The following is an 18,694-nucleotide window of genomic DNA, read 5'->3' as shown; positions in this document are numbered from 1 at the left end:
AACAAGGTGAACATGGAATCGATCAAACACGAGGGAATCTTCAAAAGCGCACAAGAAGCCATAGTCTTCGCGTGCAACTATTCGAGCCAGCAGTACGCCATGTCGGCGATGGGGAAGATCCTGCAGCGCGGCGCGCATGGAAGTGGGCGCGGACTGATCGGTCTGGACGGCGCAGGTCAGGCGGGCATGGTGTTCGCCGAGCTGCAGCGCATCGACTACTGGCAACTCACCACGCTCGTCACCGGCAAGCTCGCGCGCAGCGAGCGATGCGACTGTCGCCGGGCGTGCTGTCGTGGCTGGAGATTGAACCCGGTGTTTGAGGAAGCGGTGAATCAGCTGGCCGATTACGTTGCGCTCACACTCAACCCGTTGCCGCCGGTGAAGGAGTTTCGTGTTGCCGTGATCATGAAGTATTTCGGCGAGAAGGTGAGTCCGCTTGAGACGGCAAAGCATCTTGGCATCCCGAAGAACGCAGCTGAGCGACACATCACGGCGATCCGCAAGTGCATCCGTGAACTGGAGAAGAACGGATTGACGGCATTCGCTGAGCGGCTCGATGAGATCGGCATGCTCGTGAACAACGCTTGACGTGCGGGAAACACCCGCATAGAATGCGTTTTCATATACCGTACCGATCTTGCGCAAAAGCCCGCTGAGCAAAAGCTAAGCGGGCTTTTTGCATTGGAGCCGTGCGTTCGAAGCTTAAGAAACTGCCGCCGATCACTTGGTCCTGAAGGGATTCCCTTACTCTTCGGGAATCGTCTGATGGAAACCTCACCGCCAGTGGCGCGCTAAGAATTCACGCGGCAGCAATAGTGTGTTTCAAAAACGCTAAGGACGCGTGCAAGAAAGCAATGTTAAATTTAGTTTACGTGCGTTCAACCGCATGGACGCTAAATGAAAGAAGAAGCGCTTAAACGGTTACTGAGAGACCAATTGCTGCTTGCGACAGCCTCTGACGAAGAGCTGAAGAGCGTCGCACAATCCGTGCGTATCAGGCGCGTGAAGGCTGGAGACCGCGTCGCATTGGCCGGCGACCCGGGCTCCGGTCTGCATATGCTGCTTGAGGGAGAGTTGCGTTCATTCGTCGTGTCGCCGGATGGACGCGAAATTCCAATTCGCATATACAGCAGCGGCCAGTCCGTCGGTGCGAAGGCGATAATCCAGCAGATTCCACTGCCATTTAATGTCGCTGCGATAGCCCATAGTACTGTCGCAACGTTGAGCCGCACGCATGCCCGCGCTCTTCTTCGATCTTCTACGTTCGTGCATGCTCTGAGTGAGTTGATGGCAGCAGAGCTATTGCATTTTGCTCGAAGTTTTGCGGGAACAAGCTCAACAAGTGCCAAGGCTCGAGTTGCCGCGTCTATCGCCTCCCGCTTAAGTGGAGAGGGAACTGACGGATGGCCAGTCGTCGAAATTCCGGGCCAAGCGACGATGGCAGCATTAGCCCACGTGAGTCGTGAGACCGTTTCACGCGTGCTTAAGTTGCTCGAGACCGAAGAGGTAATCATCCGTATGGGACGGCGCTTGCGCATTCGCGACGTCGCCCGATTGCGAAGGATTGCTGCCGGATACGAGGATGACTGACTGGTAGTGAGGCGGCTCACGAGCCCGCGTGACCGCCTTCGCGTTTAGCAAGTCCAGATTCGCGTGCATCAGTGCGCATGTAGCCCGCAAGGTGAAAGCCTCGCGGGCTTTTTCGTTTGGAGCCGCGATGTTCAACGCCGAAACACTCGATGCAATCAGCATCCTGTTCCGCTACTGCGCGCGGTCGGCGTGGCTGCTACCGATGACGTTCGACGAAGCTGCTGACTTCCTTTCGGTCGAGGCCTGCGCCTGATGCCGGCCAGACCACTTCGCCCGTGCAAACATCGAGGGTGCGGCGCGCTTGTCGCTGGTGGGAAGACCTATTGCGAAACGCATGCGGGCGAGGAAGTTGGCTGGAAGCCGGACTCTGTGCGTGGCAATCGTCACGCACGCGGGTACGGCGCGCGGTGGGAAAAGCTGAGAGCGATGGTCCTGCTCCGTGACGGTGGCATTTGCCGTTGCGTAGAATGCCGCAAGCTCGGCCGCGTGCGCGTGGCGACCGAGGTGGACCACGTCACGCCGAAGTCGCAGGGCGGCACCGATGACCCGCAGAACCTGAGCGCGATCAATCACGACTGCCATAAGGCGAAGACCGCGAGGGAGCGACGCAGGGGCGCGGTGGGCGCTCGGTCGCCATCAGGGTCGTGAATGGGTTGGCTTGTTTGCGGGAGCGCTTCGCAGACGCTGCTCGTAGGTGTGGCGCGGGGGGGTAGGGGTGGTGGAACCCTATAGTCGATCGGCCGCAGGACCGACCGGTTCGTCAGATTTTCACAACCGCGAAATTAAATATTCAGGAGTTGGTCGATGGGCGGAACTGCGGCAGTGCCTGGCCGCGGGCGGAAGCCCAAGCCGACGGCCCGGAAAATTGCTGCCGGAAATCCCGGCAAACGCGCGCTGAACAGGGATGAGCCGGACTTCGGCCTGGTCACCAACATTGACCCGCCCGACTGGATAACGGGTGAGGCACGCGACATGTGGGAGCGGGTTGTGCCGCTCCTGTGCGGCCAGAAAATCTTGCAGATAACTGACCTGCACATCGTCGAGCGATTCTGTGCGTCATATCGCAATTGGCGAGTGGCGCAAGCGGATCTGGATCGCAACGGGCCGGTAGTGATGAGCGCTCAAGGTAGCCCCATCAAGAATCCCGCCGCGACCGTCGTGAAGGAAGCCGGCGGTGAGATGGCCAGTTGTGGCGCGATGCTCGGACTTGACCCGGCGAGCCGTCAGCGGCTGATAGGCAGCAAGCCCCAAATGCCCGACAACCCTTTCGCGAAGCTGCTTGGAAAATGATCGAAAAACATGGCGACGAATTTCCCGCGCGTAGAGCAGGGGCTCAAGTTCGCGCGAGACGTTGTCCGTGGCAAGCGGCCCGCCTGCCGGTACGTGCAACTGGCTTGCCAGCGACACTTGGACGACCTCGCGGACAGCCGGAAAAAGGACTTCCGGTGGAAGTTTGACGCGTCAGCGGCCGAAAAGAAGCTCCAATTGATCGAGCTGATGCCGCACACCAAGGGCGAGTGGGCATTCAAGCGCCAGCTCGTGACACTTGAACCGTGGCAGAAGTTTGGCCTGATGGCGACCTTCGGGTGGCTCAACAAGCGCACCGGCAAGCGCCGGTTTCGCGAGAGCTATTGGGAGGTGCCGAGAAAGAACGGAAAATCCGTCATCGCGGCGGGCGTCGGCATCGGAATGTTCGTGCTCGATGACGAGTTCGGCGCCGAAGTGTATGCAGGCGCAACGACCGAAAAGCAGGCATGGGAAGTCTTCCGCCCGGCGCGGCTGATGGTCAAGCGCTCGCCGATGCTTGTCGACTCAGCAGGCATTGAGGTTAACGCCTCGAACATGAACATGCCGGAGGATGGCAGTCGGTTCGAGCCGCTGATCGGGAATCCGGGCGACGGCGCGTCACCGTCGTGCGCGATTGTCGACGAGTATCACGAGCACGACAGCTCCGCCCTGTACGAAACCATGTTGACCGGCATGGGTGCGCGACGTCAGCCGCTGATGTTCATCATCACGACGGCGGGCGCGAACATCGAGGGGCCGTGTTACGACAAGCGGCGGCAGGTCATCGAGATGCTCGAAGGCACCGTGCCCGACGACGAGCTTTTCGGCTGGATCTGGACCATCGACGAGGGCGATGAGTGGACCGACCCGCGTGTGTTGGCGAAGGCCAACCCGAATATAGGAATCTCGGTCTACCAGGAGTACCTGGAGAGCCAGCAGCAGCGCGCCATCAAGTCGGCGCGTTTTACCAACACGTTCAAGACCAAACATCTAAACGTGTGGACCTCGGCGAAGATAGGCTATTTCAATGTCGAAGACTGGCGGGCGTGCGAAGACACGACGCTGACGCTCGAGCAGTTCGAAGGGCAGTCTTGCGCGCTTGCGCTCGACCTCGCGCGTAAGCTTGACCTGAACAGCATGGCGCGCCTTTTCTGGCGCGACATCGACGGCAAGCGCCATTATTTCAGCGTCGCGCCGCGCTTTTGGGTGCCCGAGGACACGGTGAAAAACACCGAGAACCGGCGGATGGCCGAGCGCTATCAGAAGTGGGTCAATCAGGGCTTCCTGCGCGAGACCGAGGGCGCTGAAATCGACTATCGGGACATCCTCGAAGAGGCGAAAGAGGCCAACCGGCTGTGCCCAGTCCAGTTCACGCCGCTCGACCCGCACGGCGCGACGAACCTCTCGCACCAGCTCGACGACGAGGGGCTGACGCCTGTCACGATCGTGCAGAACTACACGAACATGTCGGATCCGATGAAGGAACTCGAGGCCGCGATCACGTCGGGCCGCTTTCACCACGACGGCAACCCGATCATGACGTGGTGTATCAGCAATGTGATCGGCAAGAACCTGCCGGGCAATGACGACGTCGTGCGCCCTATCAAGCAGGGCAATGACAACAAGATCGACGGGGCGGTAGCACTGATCATGGCGATAGGCCGAGCCATGCTGGCAGATCTCGCGAATGCCGGCTCAATCTACGATCAGGGAGTGGGAATTTGAACGTCATTGGTGTTGCGGCCTGGGTCGCTGGATTGCTTGGTTTCGCACTTCTGGTCGCGGGAGTGGCGCTGGTTAGCGTGCCCGCCGGACTGATCGTCGCGGGCGTGCTGTTGCTGTTCTGGGCATTCCTCGCTGATCGCGCGGCGGCGCGTATTGCGCTCGGCACACCTTCCGAGACGGGAGAGAAGTGAGCTATGTTCTTTAGCAAGCAACTGCTATCCAACCTTGCCATGACACAGATGGGATCGTCTGGCTGGGTGTCATCTCTGCTGGGGAGCGCCCGATCTGAGGCGGGTCAGGTGGTTACAGCGCATTCGGCACTCTCGCTGACGGTGCTGCAGAACTGCGTCTCGCTGCTCGCGGAGAGCATCGCGCAGCTGCCGATCGAGATCTACGAACGAAACGGCGATGACCGGGTTCTGGCCATCGATCACCCGCTTTACGCGATCCTGAAATACCAGCCCAACCCGTGGCAGACGCCATTTGAGTATCAGGAGCAGTCGCAGATCGCGGTCGGGCTGCGCGGCAACAGCTACAGCTTCATCGATCGCGATTCGTCGGGCGTCGTTCAGGGTCTTTACCCGCTTGACCACGAGGCAGTGACGGTCATGAAGGGTAGCGACCTGATGCCTGTGTATCGGGTGTACGGCTCGGACCCGATGCCACAGCGGCTGGTGCATCACGTGCGCTGGATGTCGATCAATGGCTACACAGGGCTCTCGCCGATCATGCTGCACGCCAATGCGATAGGCCATGCGCAGGCGATCCAGCAGTACGCCGGCAAGTCGTTCATGAATGGCACGGCGCTGTCTGGTGTGATCGAGCGGCCGGCGACTGCGTCTCCGCTGAAGGATCAGGGCAGCGTCGACAAGGTCACTGACGCATGGAACGCAAAGTTCGGCGGATCGGGCAACGCCAAGAAGGTGGCGCTGCTGCAGGAGGGGATGACGTTCAAGCCGCTGTCGATGACGAACGTCGATGCGGCTCTGATCGAGGCGCTGCGGCTTTCGACCATCGACATCGCGCGGATCTACAAGATTCCGGCCCACATGGTGAACGAGCTGGAGCGGGCGACATTCAGCAACATCGAGCACCAGGAGATCCAGTTCGTCATCTACACGCTTCTGCCGTGGATCAAGCGGCACGAGCAGGCGAAGACGCGCGATCTGCTGCTGCCGTCCGAGCGCAAGCAGTACTTCATCGAATACAACGTGGCCGGCCTGCTGCGCGGCGATCAGGCCTCGCGTTACGCCGCCTACGCAGTCGGCAGGCAGTGGGGCTGGCTGTCGATCAACGACATTCGCCGGCTGGAAAACATGCCGCCCGTCAAGGGTGGTGACGTGTATTTGAGCCCGCTCAACATGGTGGACGCATCGAAGCCGATTCCGGTGCCGGTCAGCAAGCCTGCTGAGCCCACCAAGGCGGAAATCGACGACATTCAAAGGATCCTGACTTGAGACTACATCTCCGACTTGCGAGCCTGATCTTCAACCAACCGCAGCTTGTGACGGACCACATGATGGACCTCGCAATGCAGTGGGCGAATCAGTCGCTCCATCTGAATATCGTCAACCTGAGCGTGAACGGCGCGCAGCCGAAGATCATGGAGGATGATGACCACTGCGGCGGTGCGCAGATGGCGACGGCGGCAGATCGTCGGCGCGCCGTGGTCGCGGATACCGGCCTCGACATCATTCCGGTTTCGGGCATCCTCGTGTCGCGCTCGGCGCATATGAACCCGTGCGAGCCGATGACCAGCTACGAGGGGCTGCGCTCGTCGGTGAATCAGGCGGTGGCCGATCCCGCGGTCGAGCACATCATCCTCGACATCGACAGCAACGGCGGCAGCGCGACGGGCGCGTTCGAGCTTGCCAATGACATCCGCGCAGCCGCGCAGGTGAAACCCATCACGGCGGTCGTCAACTTCTCGGCGTTCTCGGGTGGTTACCTCATCGCGGCTGCCGCATCGAACGTCATTGTCAGTCAGACGTCGGGCGTGGGCTCTATCGGTGTGATTGCGAAGCACATCGATGTGTCGAAGCGCGATGAGCAGCAGGGGGTGAAGGTCACGTCCGTGTTCGCGGGCGACCACAAGAACGATCTCACGCCACACGAGCCGCTCAGCGACCAGTCGCTACAGTTCCTGCAGGGCATGGTCCAGAACAGCTATCAACAGTTCATCGACGCGATCGCGAACTTCCGTGGCTTGACCACGCAGGCAGTGAAAGACACCCAAGCTGGAATCTACTTCGGCAAGCAGGGCGTCGATGCCGGGCTCGCCGACGGCGTCGAGACGCCGCAAGCGGCGGTCAACCGGATCGCGGCTGAAGTTCGCGCGTCCCGCGCGGATCGTCAGGCGAAAGCGACGCCGCGTCGCAGCGTGGCTGCCCAGGCTGCGGCGATGAACATGCGCGCCCGCTACTGAAGCATCGGGTGTTTCGATCTATCTAATTCTCACGTGAGCGCGTTCGCGTCTCAGTAGAGTGTCGCCGCCTTCGGGCGGCATTTTTTTGGAGATGAACCTTGAACATCAACGAACTTCGCCGCGAACGCGCAAATATCAATCAGCAGGTCCAGGCGCTTGCGGCAATCGAGGCCGGTGGGGTCGCGCTGTCGGCTGAGCAGCACGCCGAATTCGCCAACCTGACTTCGAAATTCAACGAGATCACGGGGCAAATCGAGCGAGCCGAAGCGGCTGAGCGTATGGCTGCCGCCGCGGCCGTTCCTGTCGATCCGCCGCCGGCGGCTGTCGCCGCGCCCGCTTTCCCGAGCGTTCCTGCGCAACCGAAGGCGCCCGAGGTCAAGGGCGCGAAGATGGCGCGCATGGTGCGTGCGCTGGCTGCCGCCGGCGGCGACGCACAGATGGCATCGAAGCTCGCCATCGAGCGCGGCTTCGGCGAGGAAGTCGCCATGTCGCTCAATACGCTCACGTCGAGCGCGGGCGGCATTCTGGTGCCGGCGAACCTGTCGAGCGAGGTGATCGAGCTGCTGCGCCCGAAATCGGTGGTGCGCAAGCTCGGCGCGCGCACGCTGCCGATTACCAACGGCAACATCACGATTCCGCGTCTGAAGGGCGGCGCGGTCGTTGGCTACGTCGGGGCTGACACCGACATGCCCGCGACCGAGCAACAGTTCGACGACCTGCAGCTCACGGCGAAGAAGCTCGCCGCGCTCGTGCCTATCGCGAACGACCTGCTCAAGTATGCGGGCGTCAATCCCAACGTCGACCAGATCGTGATCGCTGACCTCACCGCAGCGATCGGCGCCCGCGAGGATAAGGCGTTCATCCGTGACGACGGCACGGCGAACACGCCGAAGGGCCTGCGCTTCTGGGCGCTCGCCGGCAATGTGATCCCGGCGAGCGACGGTTCGACGATCCAGAAAGTCGAAACTGACCTGAACAAGGCCATCCTCGCCCTGGAGGGTGCCGATGCGAACATGACCCAGCCCGGTTGGATCATGGCGCCGCGCGTCTTCCGCTTCCTGTCGGGCATGCGCGATGGCAACGGCAACAAGGTCTATCCGGAGCTCGACAACGGCATGCTGAAGGGCTATCCGGTCGGCAAGACCACGCAGATCCCGATCAACCTCGGCGCCGGCACCAACGAATCGGAGATCTATTTCGCCGACTTCGGCGACGTGTTCATTGGCGAGGAAGAAACACTCGAGATCGACTACAGCAAGGAAGCCACTTACAAGGATTCCGAAGGCAATGTGGTGAGCGCGTTCCAGCGCGACCAAACGCTCATCCGCGTGATCGCTAAAAACGACTTCGGTCCGCGCCACGTCGAGTCGATCGCAGTACTCAGCAGCGTGACCTGGGGCGCCTAAGCCGTGAACTTATGGCCCACGCTGGCATGGGTGGGCCGTTTTCGGAGATAAGACATGAAACTGGTCAAGATCAAACGTCACCATGGGCGGTATACGCCTGGTGACGTCACTGGGTTTGACGATGAGCGGGCGCAGACGCTGATCGATTCGGGCATCGCTGAAGAGCACGTGCCGGAAGCGAAGGACGCCAAGGCAGTGAAGAGCGAAGCGTCTAAGGCTGCGGCCGCGAAGGGGTAAGCAACATGGGCGCTGTTCTCGTTGAGTACATCGACGAAGCGGAGCCGCTCACCTACGAGGACGTTGCGGCCCAGGCGCGTATCGACGGGAGCGATGAGAGTAACTTCGTCACGTCGATCATCATCCCGGGCGCCCGTCAAGCGGCCGAAACGAAGTCGGGGGCTGCGATTCGCAAGGGGCGCTACATCGAGCGCCTTCCCGCTTTCCCGGTTGGCGATTTCGCGCTTTCGATTGGTCAGGTAACTGAAGTCGAGAGCGTCTCGTGGCGGTCCGCATCGGGTGAGACTGCGACGCTTGACCCGTCGTCGTATGAAGTCATTCAGGCCGGGCGTGAGACGCGCCTGGCGCCGGTTGGCAGTCAATGGCCGAGAGCTGCGGCAATCACCTTCACGTACCAGGCCGGAACCGATCTTGACAAGTTTCCATCGGTGCGCGCGTGGATGCTGCTCGCCGCGGCGTGGTTCTATGACAACCGAGAGCTGTTTTTGATTGCGCAGACCCGGCAGGCCGTCATGGAGATGCCGACCGGGTTCGCCGATGCTCTTCTTCATCCCATCACCGTACCCCCGAGGTTCTGACCATGCTTCAAGCAGGCAGTCTGAATCGCCGCATCACAATCCAGCGCCAGAGCACGGTTCAGGACTCGGAAGGACAGCCGGAATCGGTGTGGAGCGACGTTGCCACGGTCTGGGCCAGCATCGCACATAAATCGGGTCTCCAGACGATACGCGGCGACGCCGAAGTGTCTCTGGTGCAGGCAAGTATTCGCGTGCGCTACCGGAGCGATGTCGCGGCCGGCATGCGCGTGGTGCATGGAGCGACGACATATCAGATTCGTGCCGTCCTGCCGGACGAGCGTGCGCGCGAATTCACCGATTTCGTTTGCGAGATGGCGACGTGAGTCTGACGATCAATGCGAACCTTGGCGGCATAGAGAGCCTGCTCGACGAGCTTGCCGACAACGCCGAGGAAGCGGCTCGGCCGGCGGCGCAGGCCGCCGCGCAGGTGCTCTACGACGCCGTGAAGCTGAACGTCGCGAGCATCGGGCGCGTGACGGGCAATCTGGACCGCTCGATTTATCAGGTGTACAGCCGCGATGATTCTGCGCAGGGCCGGGCGACGTATCACGTGAGCTGGAATCACAAGAAGGCTCCGCACGGCTGGCTCGTCGAAAACGGGCACCTGCAGAAGTACAAGGTCTATCTCGGCAAGGACGGCAAGTGGTACACCGACAAGAAGGCGCCCCTGCCGTCGCCGAAGCATGTCGGCGCCCGCCCTTTCGTGCGGCCGGCGCAAGCACGGTTCCCGGCGGCGCTGGATGCCGCTGTCGCTGAGCTGTTGAAGCGCATCAACGGAGGCCCGCCATGACGGTAAAGGAAAGCATTTTTGCGCTGCTGTCGCCGCTCGTGGATGGCCGCGTCTTTCCCGTCGTCGCACCATTCGAAACGCCGCGGCCGTATGTGACGTACCAGCGGATCGGCGGAAATGTCATCTCGCCGCTCGCCAAGGAAGTGCCGGACAAGCAGAACGGTTTTTTTCAGGTCACCGTGTGGGCGGATAGACCCAAGGACGCCGATGCGCTCGCGCTGCAAATCGAATCTGTGTTCATCACGGCAGTGGTGTTCAATGCAAAACCGATGGCGGCGCCGATCGACAGAAGCGAGCCTGACCTGAAGCTTTACGGTTCGCAGCAGGACTTCAGCATCTGGTCTGATCGGTAGCAGTTTTTTCAGTCGCCCGAAGGGGCTTGAGAGAGGCGCCCGCAACGAGCAATCGTCGCGGGTTTTTTTACGCCCGTCGCGGGCGCTTTGTCGATTGATTAAGGAGAATTACCTTGAGTTACGCATTCCCCGAAGGATCGAAGTTCTATTTCAGCGAGACGTTTGCTGCGGCGAAGACCGTCACCGCCGTGACCAATGCCAACCCGGCCGTCGCGACGTCGACCGCGCACGGCTTCGCCGACGGCAGCGAACTCCTGTTCGAGTCGGGCTGGGAAGACGCAAGCGACAGCGTGTTCAAAATTGATCAGCTCTCCGTCGACACGTTCGGACTGCTCGGCCTGAACACGAACGACGTGAACTGGTTCAATCCGGGTGGTGGCACTGGCACGGTCCAGCTCGTCAGCAACTGGGTCGAAATCCCTCAGGTGCTGACGATCGCGACGCAGGGCGGCGACCCGAAATTCACTACCATCAGCCCGCTCGCGAAACGCAACGCGATCAACGTGCCGACGGGCTTCAACCCGACGTCGATCACGCTGACGCTCGGCCACGACGCATCGAACACGAACTATCAGGAGATGCTGGACATCAGCCGCTCGCTGCGCAAGGTCGCGTTCAAGATGGTTCTCTCGGGCGGCGTCTCGAGCTACGGCTACGGCTACATGAGCGTGTCGGAAATGCCGTCGCTGAACGTCAACCAGGCCAACCAGGTGACGGCATCGTTCTCGCTGCTCGGCCGTTCGATCAGCTACTCCTCGTAAGTGTCTCCTTGGGGCCGATGACGGTCCTTTCCTCGCCGGGGTTCTCCCGGCGGGGCTTTTTTTCACATAACACATCAAGGAATCCATCATGGCAAAGATCAAGCTCGGCGCGCGCCCGACCAACTTTAAGCACGTCGTCAAGTTCCCGATGCTGGACGGCAGCGAGGCCGCGATCGAGGTCACGTACAAGTACCGCACCCGCAAGGAGTTCGGCGCATTCATCGACGAGGTGTTCGCAGCGTCGAAGGAAGAGCGCCCGGCAGAGGATGAATTTTCGTGGGCCGCGCTCATGGAAAAGACGGGCAGCGCCAACGCGGACTACGTGATGCAGGCAGTCGAAGGCTGGAACCTCGACGAGCCGTTCACGCGCGAGAACGTCCAGCAGCTGGCCGATGAACTGCCCGCGGCGATCACCGCCATCATGGATTCCTACCGCAACGCCATCACTCAAGGCCGCCTGGGAAACTGAAGGAGGCGGCCGACGCACTGTATCGGCCGCCCAACGCCGGCCCGAGAAACGCCTTCGACCTCGGCCAGCTTTTTCGCAAGGATGAGGTCGAGATCTGGCCGGAGAACTATGACGCGGTGCTGCTGTTCTGCCAACTCGGCACGCAATGGCGCACCGGCATGGCTGGCCCGACAGGGCTGGACTACTGCGTCGTGCTCGCGATGATCGACCGGCTCGGACTGGACGCGGGCGAGGCCGACGACATATTCGAGGATGTGCGGCACCTCGAAATGGCGGCGCTCGATGTGATTCGAGAAAGCGCGAAGTAACCCCGCTTCGGCGGGTTTCTTTTTTACGGGCTCGCCGCTGGCGGGCTCTTTTCTTTCGTGGTGAGCGATGGCGACTGATGAGCGGAAAGTCCAGCTAGGTGTGAGCGTTGACGCCACCGAAGCGCGCAAGGGCTTCAGCGACGTCAAGGACGCGGCGCGCGATATGGCGCAGTCGGTCACTACGCAGGGCGCAGCGGCCGGCAAGGCGATTGATTCGGTCGGCAGTGGTGGTGCGGCATCCGCGCAGAAGGTCGAAAGCGCGACGCGCAGCATGATCCAGTCGATCCAGCGCACTACGGCTGTGATGGAGGCGGGAAGCAAGTCCAGTTCTGCGTATTTCGAGGCGCTTGCCGGCCAGCGCGGCATTCCGACCGATGCGCTCGCGCCGTATCTCGCTGCGCTTGACGCGGCGAAGAAGAAGCAGGATGAGGCATCGGAATCGATGCATAGCTTCTCGCTGAACAGCACCCGTGCGCGCACGGAGCTTGTCGTGCTGGGTCACGAGCTGCTGCAGGGCAACTTCTCGCGCTTCGGCAGTTCGCTGATGGTGATGGCCGAGGCAACCGATGCACTGAGCATTGCGATGAGTCCTCTCGGCGTGGCCATCGGCGTCAGTGCTGCTGCCATTGGTGCGCTTGCGGTTGCCGCCTACAAGGGCCACCAAGAATCGGAGCAACTGCGCAATTCTCTCGTCCTGACGGGCAATGCGGCCGGCATGACGGCGAACAGCTTCTCGGTGATGGCCCGCGCGATCGCCGACAGCACCGGGCAGGGCATCGGCACAGCGCGCGAGGCGCTGCAGGGTCTGGTGTCGACCGGGCAACTGTCCGGCCAGGCGTTGCAGCTCGCCACCGAAGATGTCGTCACGTTCGCGAAGCTGTCGGGCGAAAGCACGGACAAGGTCGCGGCCGATTACGCCAAGATGGCCGATGGCGTCACGAAGTGGGCCACCGAGCACAACAAGCAGCTGAACTACATGACGGAGGCGGATTACGAGCGCGTCAAGTCGCTCGAAGACGCCGGCAAGACCGAACAGGCGCTGATGGACAACCTGTCGCTCCTGCACCAGCATTTCGCGGACGTGGCGGACGAGAAGCTTGGGTATGTCGAGCGCGCGTGGAAGGCGGTCAAGGGCTCGATCACGGATACGTGGGATGCGCTCAAGGCCATCGGCCGAGACCAGACGCCAGAGGAGCAACTGCAGGCGATCGCGGACAAGCGCAAGCGGTCTGATAGCGGTGGCATAACGTCGTCGTGGGAAGACCCGCGCAACGTCTATACCGCACAGGATGACGCCGACGCGATGGCGCTGCAGATGCAGGCCGACAAGTCAGCCGTCGCGGCCTTCGCGAAGGCGCAGGCCGATGCGGACCAGAAAGCGGGCATCGCCGCAGCTGACAGCCTCGACAAGGCGATGCACTCGTTCGACAAGGCATATGCGAAGAAGCAGGAGCTCGACCAGCGCAAGGCCGAGTTCGTCAAGCTCTTCAAGTCCAATCCGAGCGCGGAACTGCTCAAGGGCGTCAAGATCACGGGGAGCGACGAGACGGGCTTTTCGGTGTCGGGTGGGGCCTACGACAGTCTCGTCGCGGACATCAACAAGCGGTACACCGACAAACCGAAAAGTCCGGGTCTCGTCGATAAGACGCAGATGAACGGTGAAGTGCAGGCGGTCAAGGATGCGCTCACCGAAGAACTCAGCGCTGTAGCGAGCGCACAGAAGCAGCTCGATTCGCTGTACAAGAGCGGTGGCCTCACTCAATCCGCGTATTACCAGCAGTCGCGCGATCTGATCGCCCAGAAGGCGAGCGACGAGATCGACGCGTACAACAAGGAGGCGTCGATCCTTTCGAAGGGCCTGGCCGATCGCGGCCTCAACGCCCAGCAGCGTGCACAGATTAACAACCAGATTCAGCAGGATCAGGCCAAAGCGTCGAAAGCGACCGAAGACTTTTTCAATGCCATCGCCGAGTCAGCAGCGAAGGAAGACGAGGTCTGGGATCAGTACGGCCAGAAGCAGCTCGACGCGATGCAGAAGCAGATCGACGCCGCCCATCAGCAGGATCAGTCGCTGAAGGACCAGATCGATACGTTCGGCATGGGCAAGTCGGCGATCGACGAGCTCAAGGCATCGCGCGCTGATGATACGGTCGCGGCGCTCGAGCAGGGCAAGGCGACGGCGTTGTTGAATAACAATCTCGCGGATACAAAGCCGTGGGATGACGCCATCGCGAAGGCGAAAGAGCTTTCCAAGGCGTTGCACGGGGTTGCGGACGATCAGGCTGTGCTCGACCAGAAGGAGGCAGCAAAGAAGATCGCTGACCAGGCTGTGCAGGACTGGAAGTCGGCGGCGAACTCGATCGAAAACGGCATCACGAATGCGCTGATGAACGGGTTCAACAACGGCAAGAGTTTCGGCCAGCAGCTGGCGGACTCGCTTAAGGCGATGTTCAAGACGCTGATTCTCCAGCCGATCATCGCGCCGATCGCGGGCGGAGTGGCGTCGTTCATGTATCCCGGCGCGGCGCAAGCGTACGCTCAGACGAACCCGAATAGCCCGCTTGTCGGCAACCCGCTTGGTAGCCTGTCTAGCCTCGCGAACTCACTCCCGGGCATCAACAATATGGTCGGAAGTGCCGCAAACCTGTTCGGCGGATTTTCGTCGAGCACCGCTGCGTCTCTCGCGAACGCCGAAGGCGGAGATGTTCTCGGTAACTACCTGAGCCTGACTGGGAATGCCGGATCGAGCGGCGCTACATCTTCTTCAATTCCCGGCGCGGGGGGCGTCCCATCCGACCTCGGCGCAGTTCTCGGTGCGGCGGGAACGGGTTTCGCGGTCGGAAGCCTGTTCGGCGGAACCGGCGCGAAGGTTGGCGGCACGGCGGGCGCCCTGGCTGGATCGCTGGTGCTCCCTGGAATCGGAACGCTCATCGGATCGGCGCTTGGTGGCCTCGTTGGCTCGCTGTTCGGCGGCGGCGAGACCCGCTACGGCGCATCTTACGCATCAGATGCATCGGGCAACCTGACGAAGTTCGCCGGTCCCTCTGGCGGCGATCCCGCTGCATCGCAAACCATGCAGCAGATCACGAGCACGTTCTCGACGATTCAGCAGATGGCGAGCGCGCTGGGCGGCGACATTTCGGGTCTCGGTCAATACAAGGCGTCGTACGAGGTCAGCCCGAAGAAGGGTAACAGCTTCGTCTCGGCCGGCTTCACGACGGGCGCGGACTGGTATCCAGACAAGACTGACCTCGGTGGCGTCAAGGACTCGCAGACTGTCCTGAACGACTTCAGCTTGCAATTGCAGCGCTCGATCATCGAATCGCTGCAAGAAGCGAATCTCGATGCGCCTTACGCCAAGGTGCTGCAAGGCGTGAATGCATCGCAGTTGTCGTCGAACGATGTGACGTCGCTCATCAACGAGCTGAACACGCTCAAGTCGCTATTCGACTCCATCAAGACGATGGGGGCGGATTTCAACAACCTGAAGGGCGCGTCGGCTGATGCGCAGCTTGCGGTCATCAACCTGTCGGGAGGTGTCAGCCAGTTCGCGACGAACGCGAACTACTTCGAGCAGCACTTTGTGCCAGCGTCCGAGCAGGTGGCGAATCAGGCGAAGGCGGTCACGGACCAGCTTGCGGCGATGGGCATGTCGAGCGTGCAGACGAACGATCAGTTCCGCGCGGTCGTTCAGGGCCTGGACCTGTCAACGGCGTCCGGTCAGCAGTTGTACGCGCAGATGCTCGCGCTCGCGCCCGCATTCGATCAGATGACACAGGCGGCGAAGGCGGCGGCCGACGCGCAGCAGTCGCTTTGGAATAGCTACTTCAGCGCGATCTACACGCCAGATCAGCAGCTTGCGATGAACACGAAGCAGCTGAAGGCTCAGTTCGACGCGCTCGGCGTGGCCATGCCGAAGACGAACGCTGAATTTCAGGCGCTGGTCGAAAACATGGATACGTCGGACCCGAAGGTCAAGGCGCTCCAGAACTCGCTGCTGGCGCTCGCACCGGCGTTTGGCCAGGTGATGTCGGCTGCGGATCAGGCGGCGCAGCAGGCGCAACAGGCGGCACAACAGAGCCTGCAAACTGCACTCAGCAATGTGCAGACTGCCTACAACAATCAGGTGCAGGCTATCCAGTCGAACATCGACTCGATCAACCAGTTCATCACCTCGTTGACCAGCCTGAAGCAGTCGCTCGCGCTGGGAGATCTGTCGACGCTCTCGCCACAGGACAAGTACAACGCCGAAAAGCAGCTGTTCGAACAGACGTCTGCGAAGGCGATGGCGGGTGATGCGACCGCGCAGGGTCAGTTGCCGCAAGTCGCGCAGGACTTCCTCAATGCATCGAAGGCATTCAACGCTAGCTCACAGGCGTATGTCGACGACTACAACGAGGTGCAGTCGGCGCTTGACCAGAACATCGCGACGGCGCAGCAGCAATTGAGCGCGGCACAGCAGCAGCTTGACGCGACGAAACAGGAGGTTCAGGGGATTCTCAACCTTAACCAGACCGTGCAGTCGCTCTCCGATGCGCTCAAGGAGTACTTTGCTGCACAGCTTGCGGCTGGGCAAACGCCGTCAGGTTCGACCGGATCGCTCGGTGACGGGCTGGACTACACGCAGTCGAACGGCATCGTCGATTTCGGCTCGTCGGGCGGTCACACGATCTCATCGGGCGGCGGCATCACCTTCACTGGCGTCTCGGATGATCAGCTGTCGCAGATTGGTCAGCAGGTTGCCGCAAATATCGCTTGGAATAACCAGATTGACCAGCAGGTGGCGGCTGCTGGCGTGGACTACACAGACTTTAAGACCGCTGGCGACTGGGGGACCTACGAAACCGCAGTGAAGGGAGCCGTGTTGGCCGGCGCATCACTCGTCGACGCAATGGCTCAGGCAGCGAGTGCTTCCGGTGCACACTGGATCAACGGCTCGCACGCGGGTGGTGCTGACTACATCCCGTTCGATGGGTATCGCGCTGAGCTTCACAAGGGCGAAGCGGTGATCACGTCGGCGAACAACCAGAAGTTGTCGCAGATCCTGAACATCGACTGGTCGAAGTACGGACGCGGCGACAACGCGGCGTTGATCGCCGAAATCCAGTCGTTGCGCGATGAGGTTGCGCAACTGAAGGGCACGGTTGCTACGGTGGGTGCCGCGCAATACCAGCAGTCCGAGCAGCAGCACGCAGAGAACCGCGCTGACATGAGCAAGCAGACGCGGCATCTGCAAACGGTCGGCGACAACACTGGAAGGTTGGCAAGCAAATAATGACCATCTCAATTGACGTCACGGGGTACCGGCTGTCGGATGGCACGTTGCAGACTCTTCGTTTTTCCGACGATGGGTTTATGACGCTGCCGTCCGATGCGCCGGCGAACGCCTACTACGAGCCGCGTCTCAGTGCACCTCCGCACTTCGCGCGGTCCCTTTTCAATTCTGCGCAGGCGAGCTTTGGCGCATCGCAAAGCACGCCCGGCGAAATCGTGCTCGAAAACAGCGACGGCGGGCTCGACTACCTGCTGACTGACTATGCGTTCGATGGTCGGTCGTTCACGATGCGTGTCGGCTCGATTGGCACGCCGTTCGCGCAGTGGACAGTGACGGCGTCGGGCACGCTCAGCGACGTGAAGGTTAGCGACACGTCGACGGTCAGCCTGGTCGTCAATGACCGACTGCAGAAGCTCGCGCTGACCCAACCGCGTCCGACGTATGGCGGCACGAACGTGTTGCCGAACGGTATCGACGGCACAGCCAACGACCTGATGGGGCAGTACAAGCCGCGCGTGTACGGGCAGGTGCTGAACATCTCGCCGAAGTGCGTGAACACATCGCTGGTGATCTATCAGGCCTCGGACCAGTCAAACTGCTCGATCACAGCTGTCTACGACAACGGCGTCGCGCTGACGAAAGATGCGGACTACCCTGACCTTGCGTCGCTGCAGTCGACAGCGCCCTCGGCGGGCCATGTTCGTTGCTTTCAGGGCATCTTGAGGCTCGGGTCTAGTCCGGCCGGGCAGGTGACGTGTGATGCGACGAGCGGCGTCACGAGCGCGGCGAGCCTAATGCAGCAGATCGCGCTCGACGCGGGCTTCACGGTGGCCGACATCAGCGCGGCAGACGTCGCGGCGCTCAATGCGCTGAACGCGGCGCCATGCGGTGTATGGGCTGACGGGCAGGTGACGAGCCAGTCGCTGATGGACGCGATCGCTGGCAGCATCGGCGCGTTCTATTCGTTCGACCGGCTCGGCGTGCTGCGCATGGGGCGCGTGAGTGCGCCGAGTGGAGCGCCGGCCGTGATCTTCGACGAAGTCGTGCTCGAGGCGGTCAACATCAAGGAGGCCGGCATCCCGTCGTATCAGGTGACGGTGAACTATGCGAAGAATTGCACGGTCCAGAGCCAGCCTGCGGGCAGCGTGAGTGTCGACCGGCGCACGTGGCTATCGCAGGACTCACGCAGCCAGGTGGCGAAGAGTGCGACGGTGCAGACGGTCTGGCCGTCAGCGCTCGACCAGACATTCGACACGGTGCTGATCAACGCATCGGATGCGCTCGCTGAGGCGAACCGGCGGCTCGCGCTGTTCGGCCGCCGAATGCTGATGACCGTCGACATCGATTTGTCGCAGCTCGGCACACTCGACCTCGGCAGTGTGGTCGGCTTCTCATACTCACGCTATGGCCTGTCATCGAAGCCGATGACGGTTGTCGGCGTGGATGCCGGCGCCGATACGCACCTCGCAACACTCACGCTATGGGGGTGA

Annotated in this window: 20 protein-coding genes; all 20 read left to right on the top strand. The window is 61.5% G+C overall.

The window, feature by feature from the left end:
* The first annotated feature begins 12 nt into the window (after positions 1-12).
* Positions 13-588, top strand: coding sequence for a hypothetical protein (locus tag VSR68_RS11250; RefSeq protein WP_342939919.1), 576 nt, complete (start codon positions 13-15; stop codon positions 586-588).
* A 309-nt stretch (positions 589-897) separates the two neighbouring features.
* Positions 898-1,590 (top strand): Crp/Fnr family transcriptional regulator, encoded by a 693-nt coding sequence (locus VSR68_RS11245; protein ID WP_342939918.1) that lies wholly within the window; start codon positions 898-900, stop codon positions 1,588-1,590.
* Between the two features lie 127 nt (positions 1,591-1,717).
* The gene (locus VSR68_RS11240; protein WP_342939917.1) at positions 1,718-1,843 is read left to right on the top strand and encodes a hypothetical protein; all 126 of its coding nucleotides are present in this window, start codon (positions 1,718-1,720) and stop codon (positions 1,841-1,843) included.
* Entirely contained in the window at positions 1,843-2,238 is a 396-nt protein-coding gene (locus VSR68_RS11235) for an HNH endonuclease (protein ID WP_342939916.1), read from the top strand. The genes VSR68_RS11240 and VSR68_RS11235 overlap by 1 nt, the downstream gene beginning before the upstream one ends.
* 156 nt (positions 2,239-2,394) lie before the next feature.
* The gene (locus tag VSR68_RS11230) at positions 2,395-2,880 is read left to right on the top strand and encodes a phage terminase small subunit P27 family (RefSeq protein WP_342939915.1); all 486 of its coding nucleotides are present in this window, start codon (positions 2,395-2,397) and stop codon (positions 2,878-2,880) included.
* A gap of 9 nt (positions 2,881-2,889) precedes the next feature.
* Positions 2,890-4,602 (top strand): terminase large subunit, encoded by a 1,713-nt coding sequence (locus tag VSR68_RS11225; protein ID WP_342939914.1) that lies wholly within the window; start codon positions 2,890-2,892, stop codon positions 4,600-4,602.
* Positions 4,599-4,793 carry a hypothetical protein gene (locus VSR68_RS11220; RefSeq protein ID WP_342939913.1) on the top strand — a complete coding sequence of 65 codons (195 nt, stop codon included), beginning with the start codon at positions 4,599-4,601 and terminating at the stop codon, positions 4,791-4,793. Before VSR68_RS11225 ends, VSR68_RS11220 begins: the two co-directional genes overlap by 4 nt.
* 3 nt (positions 4,794-4,796) lie before the next feature.
* On the top strand, positions 4,797-6,059 hold the full coding sequence (locus tag VSR68_RS11215) for a phage portal protein (protein ID WP_342939912.1): 1,263 nt from the start codon (positions 4,797-4,799) through the stop codon (positions 6,057-6,059).
* Positions 6,056-7,027: a S49 family peptidase gene (locus tag VSR68_RS11210; RefSeq protein ID WP_342939911.1), complete on the top strand. Its 972-nt coding sequence runs from the start codon at positions 6,056-6,058 to the stop codon at positions 7,025-7,027. The genes VSR68_RS11215 and VSR68_RS11210 overlap by 4 nt, the downstream gene beginning before the upstream one ends.
* Before the next feature lie 98 nt (positions 7,028-7,125).
* Positions 7,126-8,433 carry a phage major capsid protein gene (locus VSR68_RS11205; RefSeq protein ID WP_342939910.1) on the top strand — a complete coding sequence of 436 codons (1,308 nt, stop codon included), beginning with the start codon at positions 7,126-7,128 and terminating at the stop codon, positions 8,431-8,433.
* A 54-nt stretch (positions 8,434-8,487) separates the two neighbouring features.
* Entirely contained in the window at positions 8,488-8,670 is a 183-nt protein-coding gene (locus VSR68_RS11200) for a hypothetical protein (protein ID WP_342939909.1), read from the top strand.
* Positions 8,671-8,675: 5 nt separating this feature from the next.
* Positions 8,676-9,248: a head-tail connector protein gene (locus tag VSR68_RS11195; protein ID WP_342939908.1), complete on the top strand. Its 573-nt coding sequence runs from the start codon at positions 8,676-8,678 to the stop codon at positions 9,246-9,248.
* A gap of 2 nt (positions 9,249-9,250) precedes the next feature.
* A complete protein-coding gene (locus tag VSR68_RS11190; RefSeq protein WP_342939907.1) occupies positions 9,251-9,571 on the top strand; it encodes a phage head closure protein in 321 nt (106 codons plus the stop codon).
* Complete coding sequence (locus VSR68_RS11185) at positions 9,568-10,038, top strand: HK97 gp10 family phage protein (RefSeq protein ID WP_342939906.1); 471 nt, start codon at positions 9,568-9,570, stop codon at positions 10,036-10,038. The genes VSR68_RS11190 and VSR68_RS11185 overlap by 4 nt, the downstream gene beginning before the upstream one ends.
* Positions 10,035-10,391, top strand: a complete 357-nt coding sequence (gp17, locus tag VSR68_RS11180; RefSeq protein WP_342939905.1) for a tail completion protein gp17 — start codon at positions 10,035-10,037, stop codon at positions 10,389-10,391. Before VSR68_RS11185 ends, gp17 begins: the two co-directional genes overlap by 4 nt.
* A gap of 113 nt (positions 10,392-10,504) precedes the next feature.
* Positions 10,505-11,152 carry a phage tail tube protein gene (locus VSR68_RS11175; protein WP_342939904.1) on the top strand — a complete coding sequence of 216 codons (648 nt, stop codon included), beginning with the start codon at positions 10,505-10,507 and terminating at the stop codon, positions 11,150-11,152.
* An 88-nt stretch (positions 11,153-11,240) separates the two neighbouring features.
* Complete coding sequence (locus VSR68_RS11170) at positions 11,241-11,621, top strand: phage tail assembly chaperone (RefSeq protein WP_342939903.1); 381 nt, start codon at positions 11,241-11,243, stop codon at positions 11,619-11,621.
* Complete coding sequence (locus tag VSR68_RS11165; protein WP_342940245.1) at positions 11,618-11,929, top strand: DUF1799 domain-containing protein; 312 nt, start codon at positions 11,618-11,620, stop codon at positions 11,927-11,929. The genes VSR68_RS11170 and VSR68_RS11165 overlap by 4 nt, the downstream gene beginning before the upstream one ends.
* Before the next feature lie 100 nt (positions 11,930-12,029).
* The gene (locus VSR68_RS11160) at positions 12,030-17,204 is read left to right on the top strand and encodes a phage tail length tape measure family protein (RefSeq protein ID WP_342939902.1); all 5,175 of its coding nucleotides are present in this window, start codon (positions 12,030-12,032) and stop codon (positions 17,202-17,204) included.
* Entirely contained in the window at positions 17,204-18,694 is a 1,491-nt protein-coding gene (locus VSR68_RS11155; protein WP_342939901.1) for a hypothetical protein, read from the top strand. Before VSR68_RS11160 ends, VSR68_RS11155 begins: the two co-directional genes overlap by 1 nt.

Origin of the sequence: Paraburkholderia phymatum (assembly GCF_038900715.1) — a bacterium.
GTDB classification, from domain to species: domain Bacteria; phylum Pseudomonadota; class Gammaproteobacteria; order Burkholderiales; family Burkholderiaceae; genus Paraburkholderia; species Paraburkholderia phymatum_A.
Note: the sequence above shows the minus strand (reverse complement) of the source record. Positions and strands in the feature narration are given on the sequence as shown.

Coding starts and splice junctions, on each gene's coding strand:
- VSR68_RS11250 (WP_342939919.1), top strand. CDS start 13: ATGGAATCGATCAAACACGAGGGAATCTTCAAAAGCGCACAAGAAGCC.
- VSR68_RS11245 (WP_342939918.1), top strand. CDS start 898: ATGAAAGAAGAAGCGCTTAAACGGTTACTGAGAGACCAATTGCTGCTT.
- VSR68_RS11240 (WP_342939917.1), top strand. CDS start 1,718: ATGTTCAACGCCGAAACACTCGATGCAATCAGCATCCTGTTCCGCTAC.
- VSR68_RS11235 (WP_342939916.1), top strand. CDS start 1,843: ATGCCGGCCAGACCACTTCGCCCGTGCAAACATCGAGGGTGCGGCGCG.
- VSR68_RS11230 (WP_342939915.1), top strand. CDS start 2,395: ATGGGCGGAACTGCGGCAGTGCCTGGCCGCGGGCGGAAGCCCAAGCCG.
- VSR68_RS11225 (WP_342939914.1), top strand. CDS start 2,890: ATGGCGACGAATTTCCCGCGCGTAGAGCAGGGGCTCAAGTTCGCGCGA.
- VSR68_RS11215 (WP_342939912.1), top strand. CDS start 4,797: ATGTTCTTTAGCAAGCAACTGCTATCCAACCTTGCCATGACACAGATG.
- VSR68_RS11200 (WP_342939909.1), top strand. CDS start 8,488: ATGAAACTGGTCAAGATCAAACGTCACCATGGGCGGTATACGCCTGGT.
- VSR68_RS11195 (WP_342939908.1), top strand. CDS start 8,676: ATGGGCGCTGTTCTCGTTGAGTACATCGACGAAGCGGAGCCGCTCACC.
- VSR68_RS11190 (WP_342939907.1), top strand. CDS start 9,251: ATGCTTCAAGCAGGCAGTCTGAATCGCCGCATCACAATCCAGCGCCAG.
- gp17 (WP_342939905.1), top strand. CDS start 10,035: ATGACGGTAAAGGAAAGCATTTTTGCGCTGCTGTCGCCGCTCGTGGAT.
- VSR68_RS11170 (WP_342939903.1), top strand. CDS start 11,241: ATGGCAAAGATCAAGCTCGGCGCGCGCCCGACCAACTTTAAGCACGTC.
- VSR68_RS11155 (WP_342939901.1), top strand. CDS start 17,204: ATGACCATCTCAATTGACGTCACGGGGTACCGGCTGTCGGATGGCACG.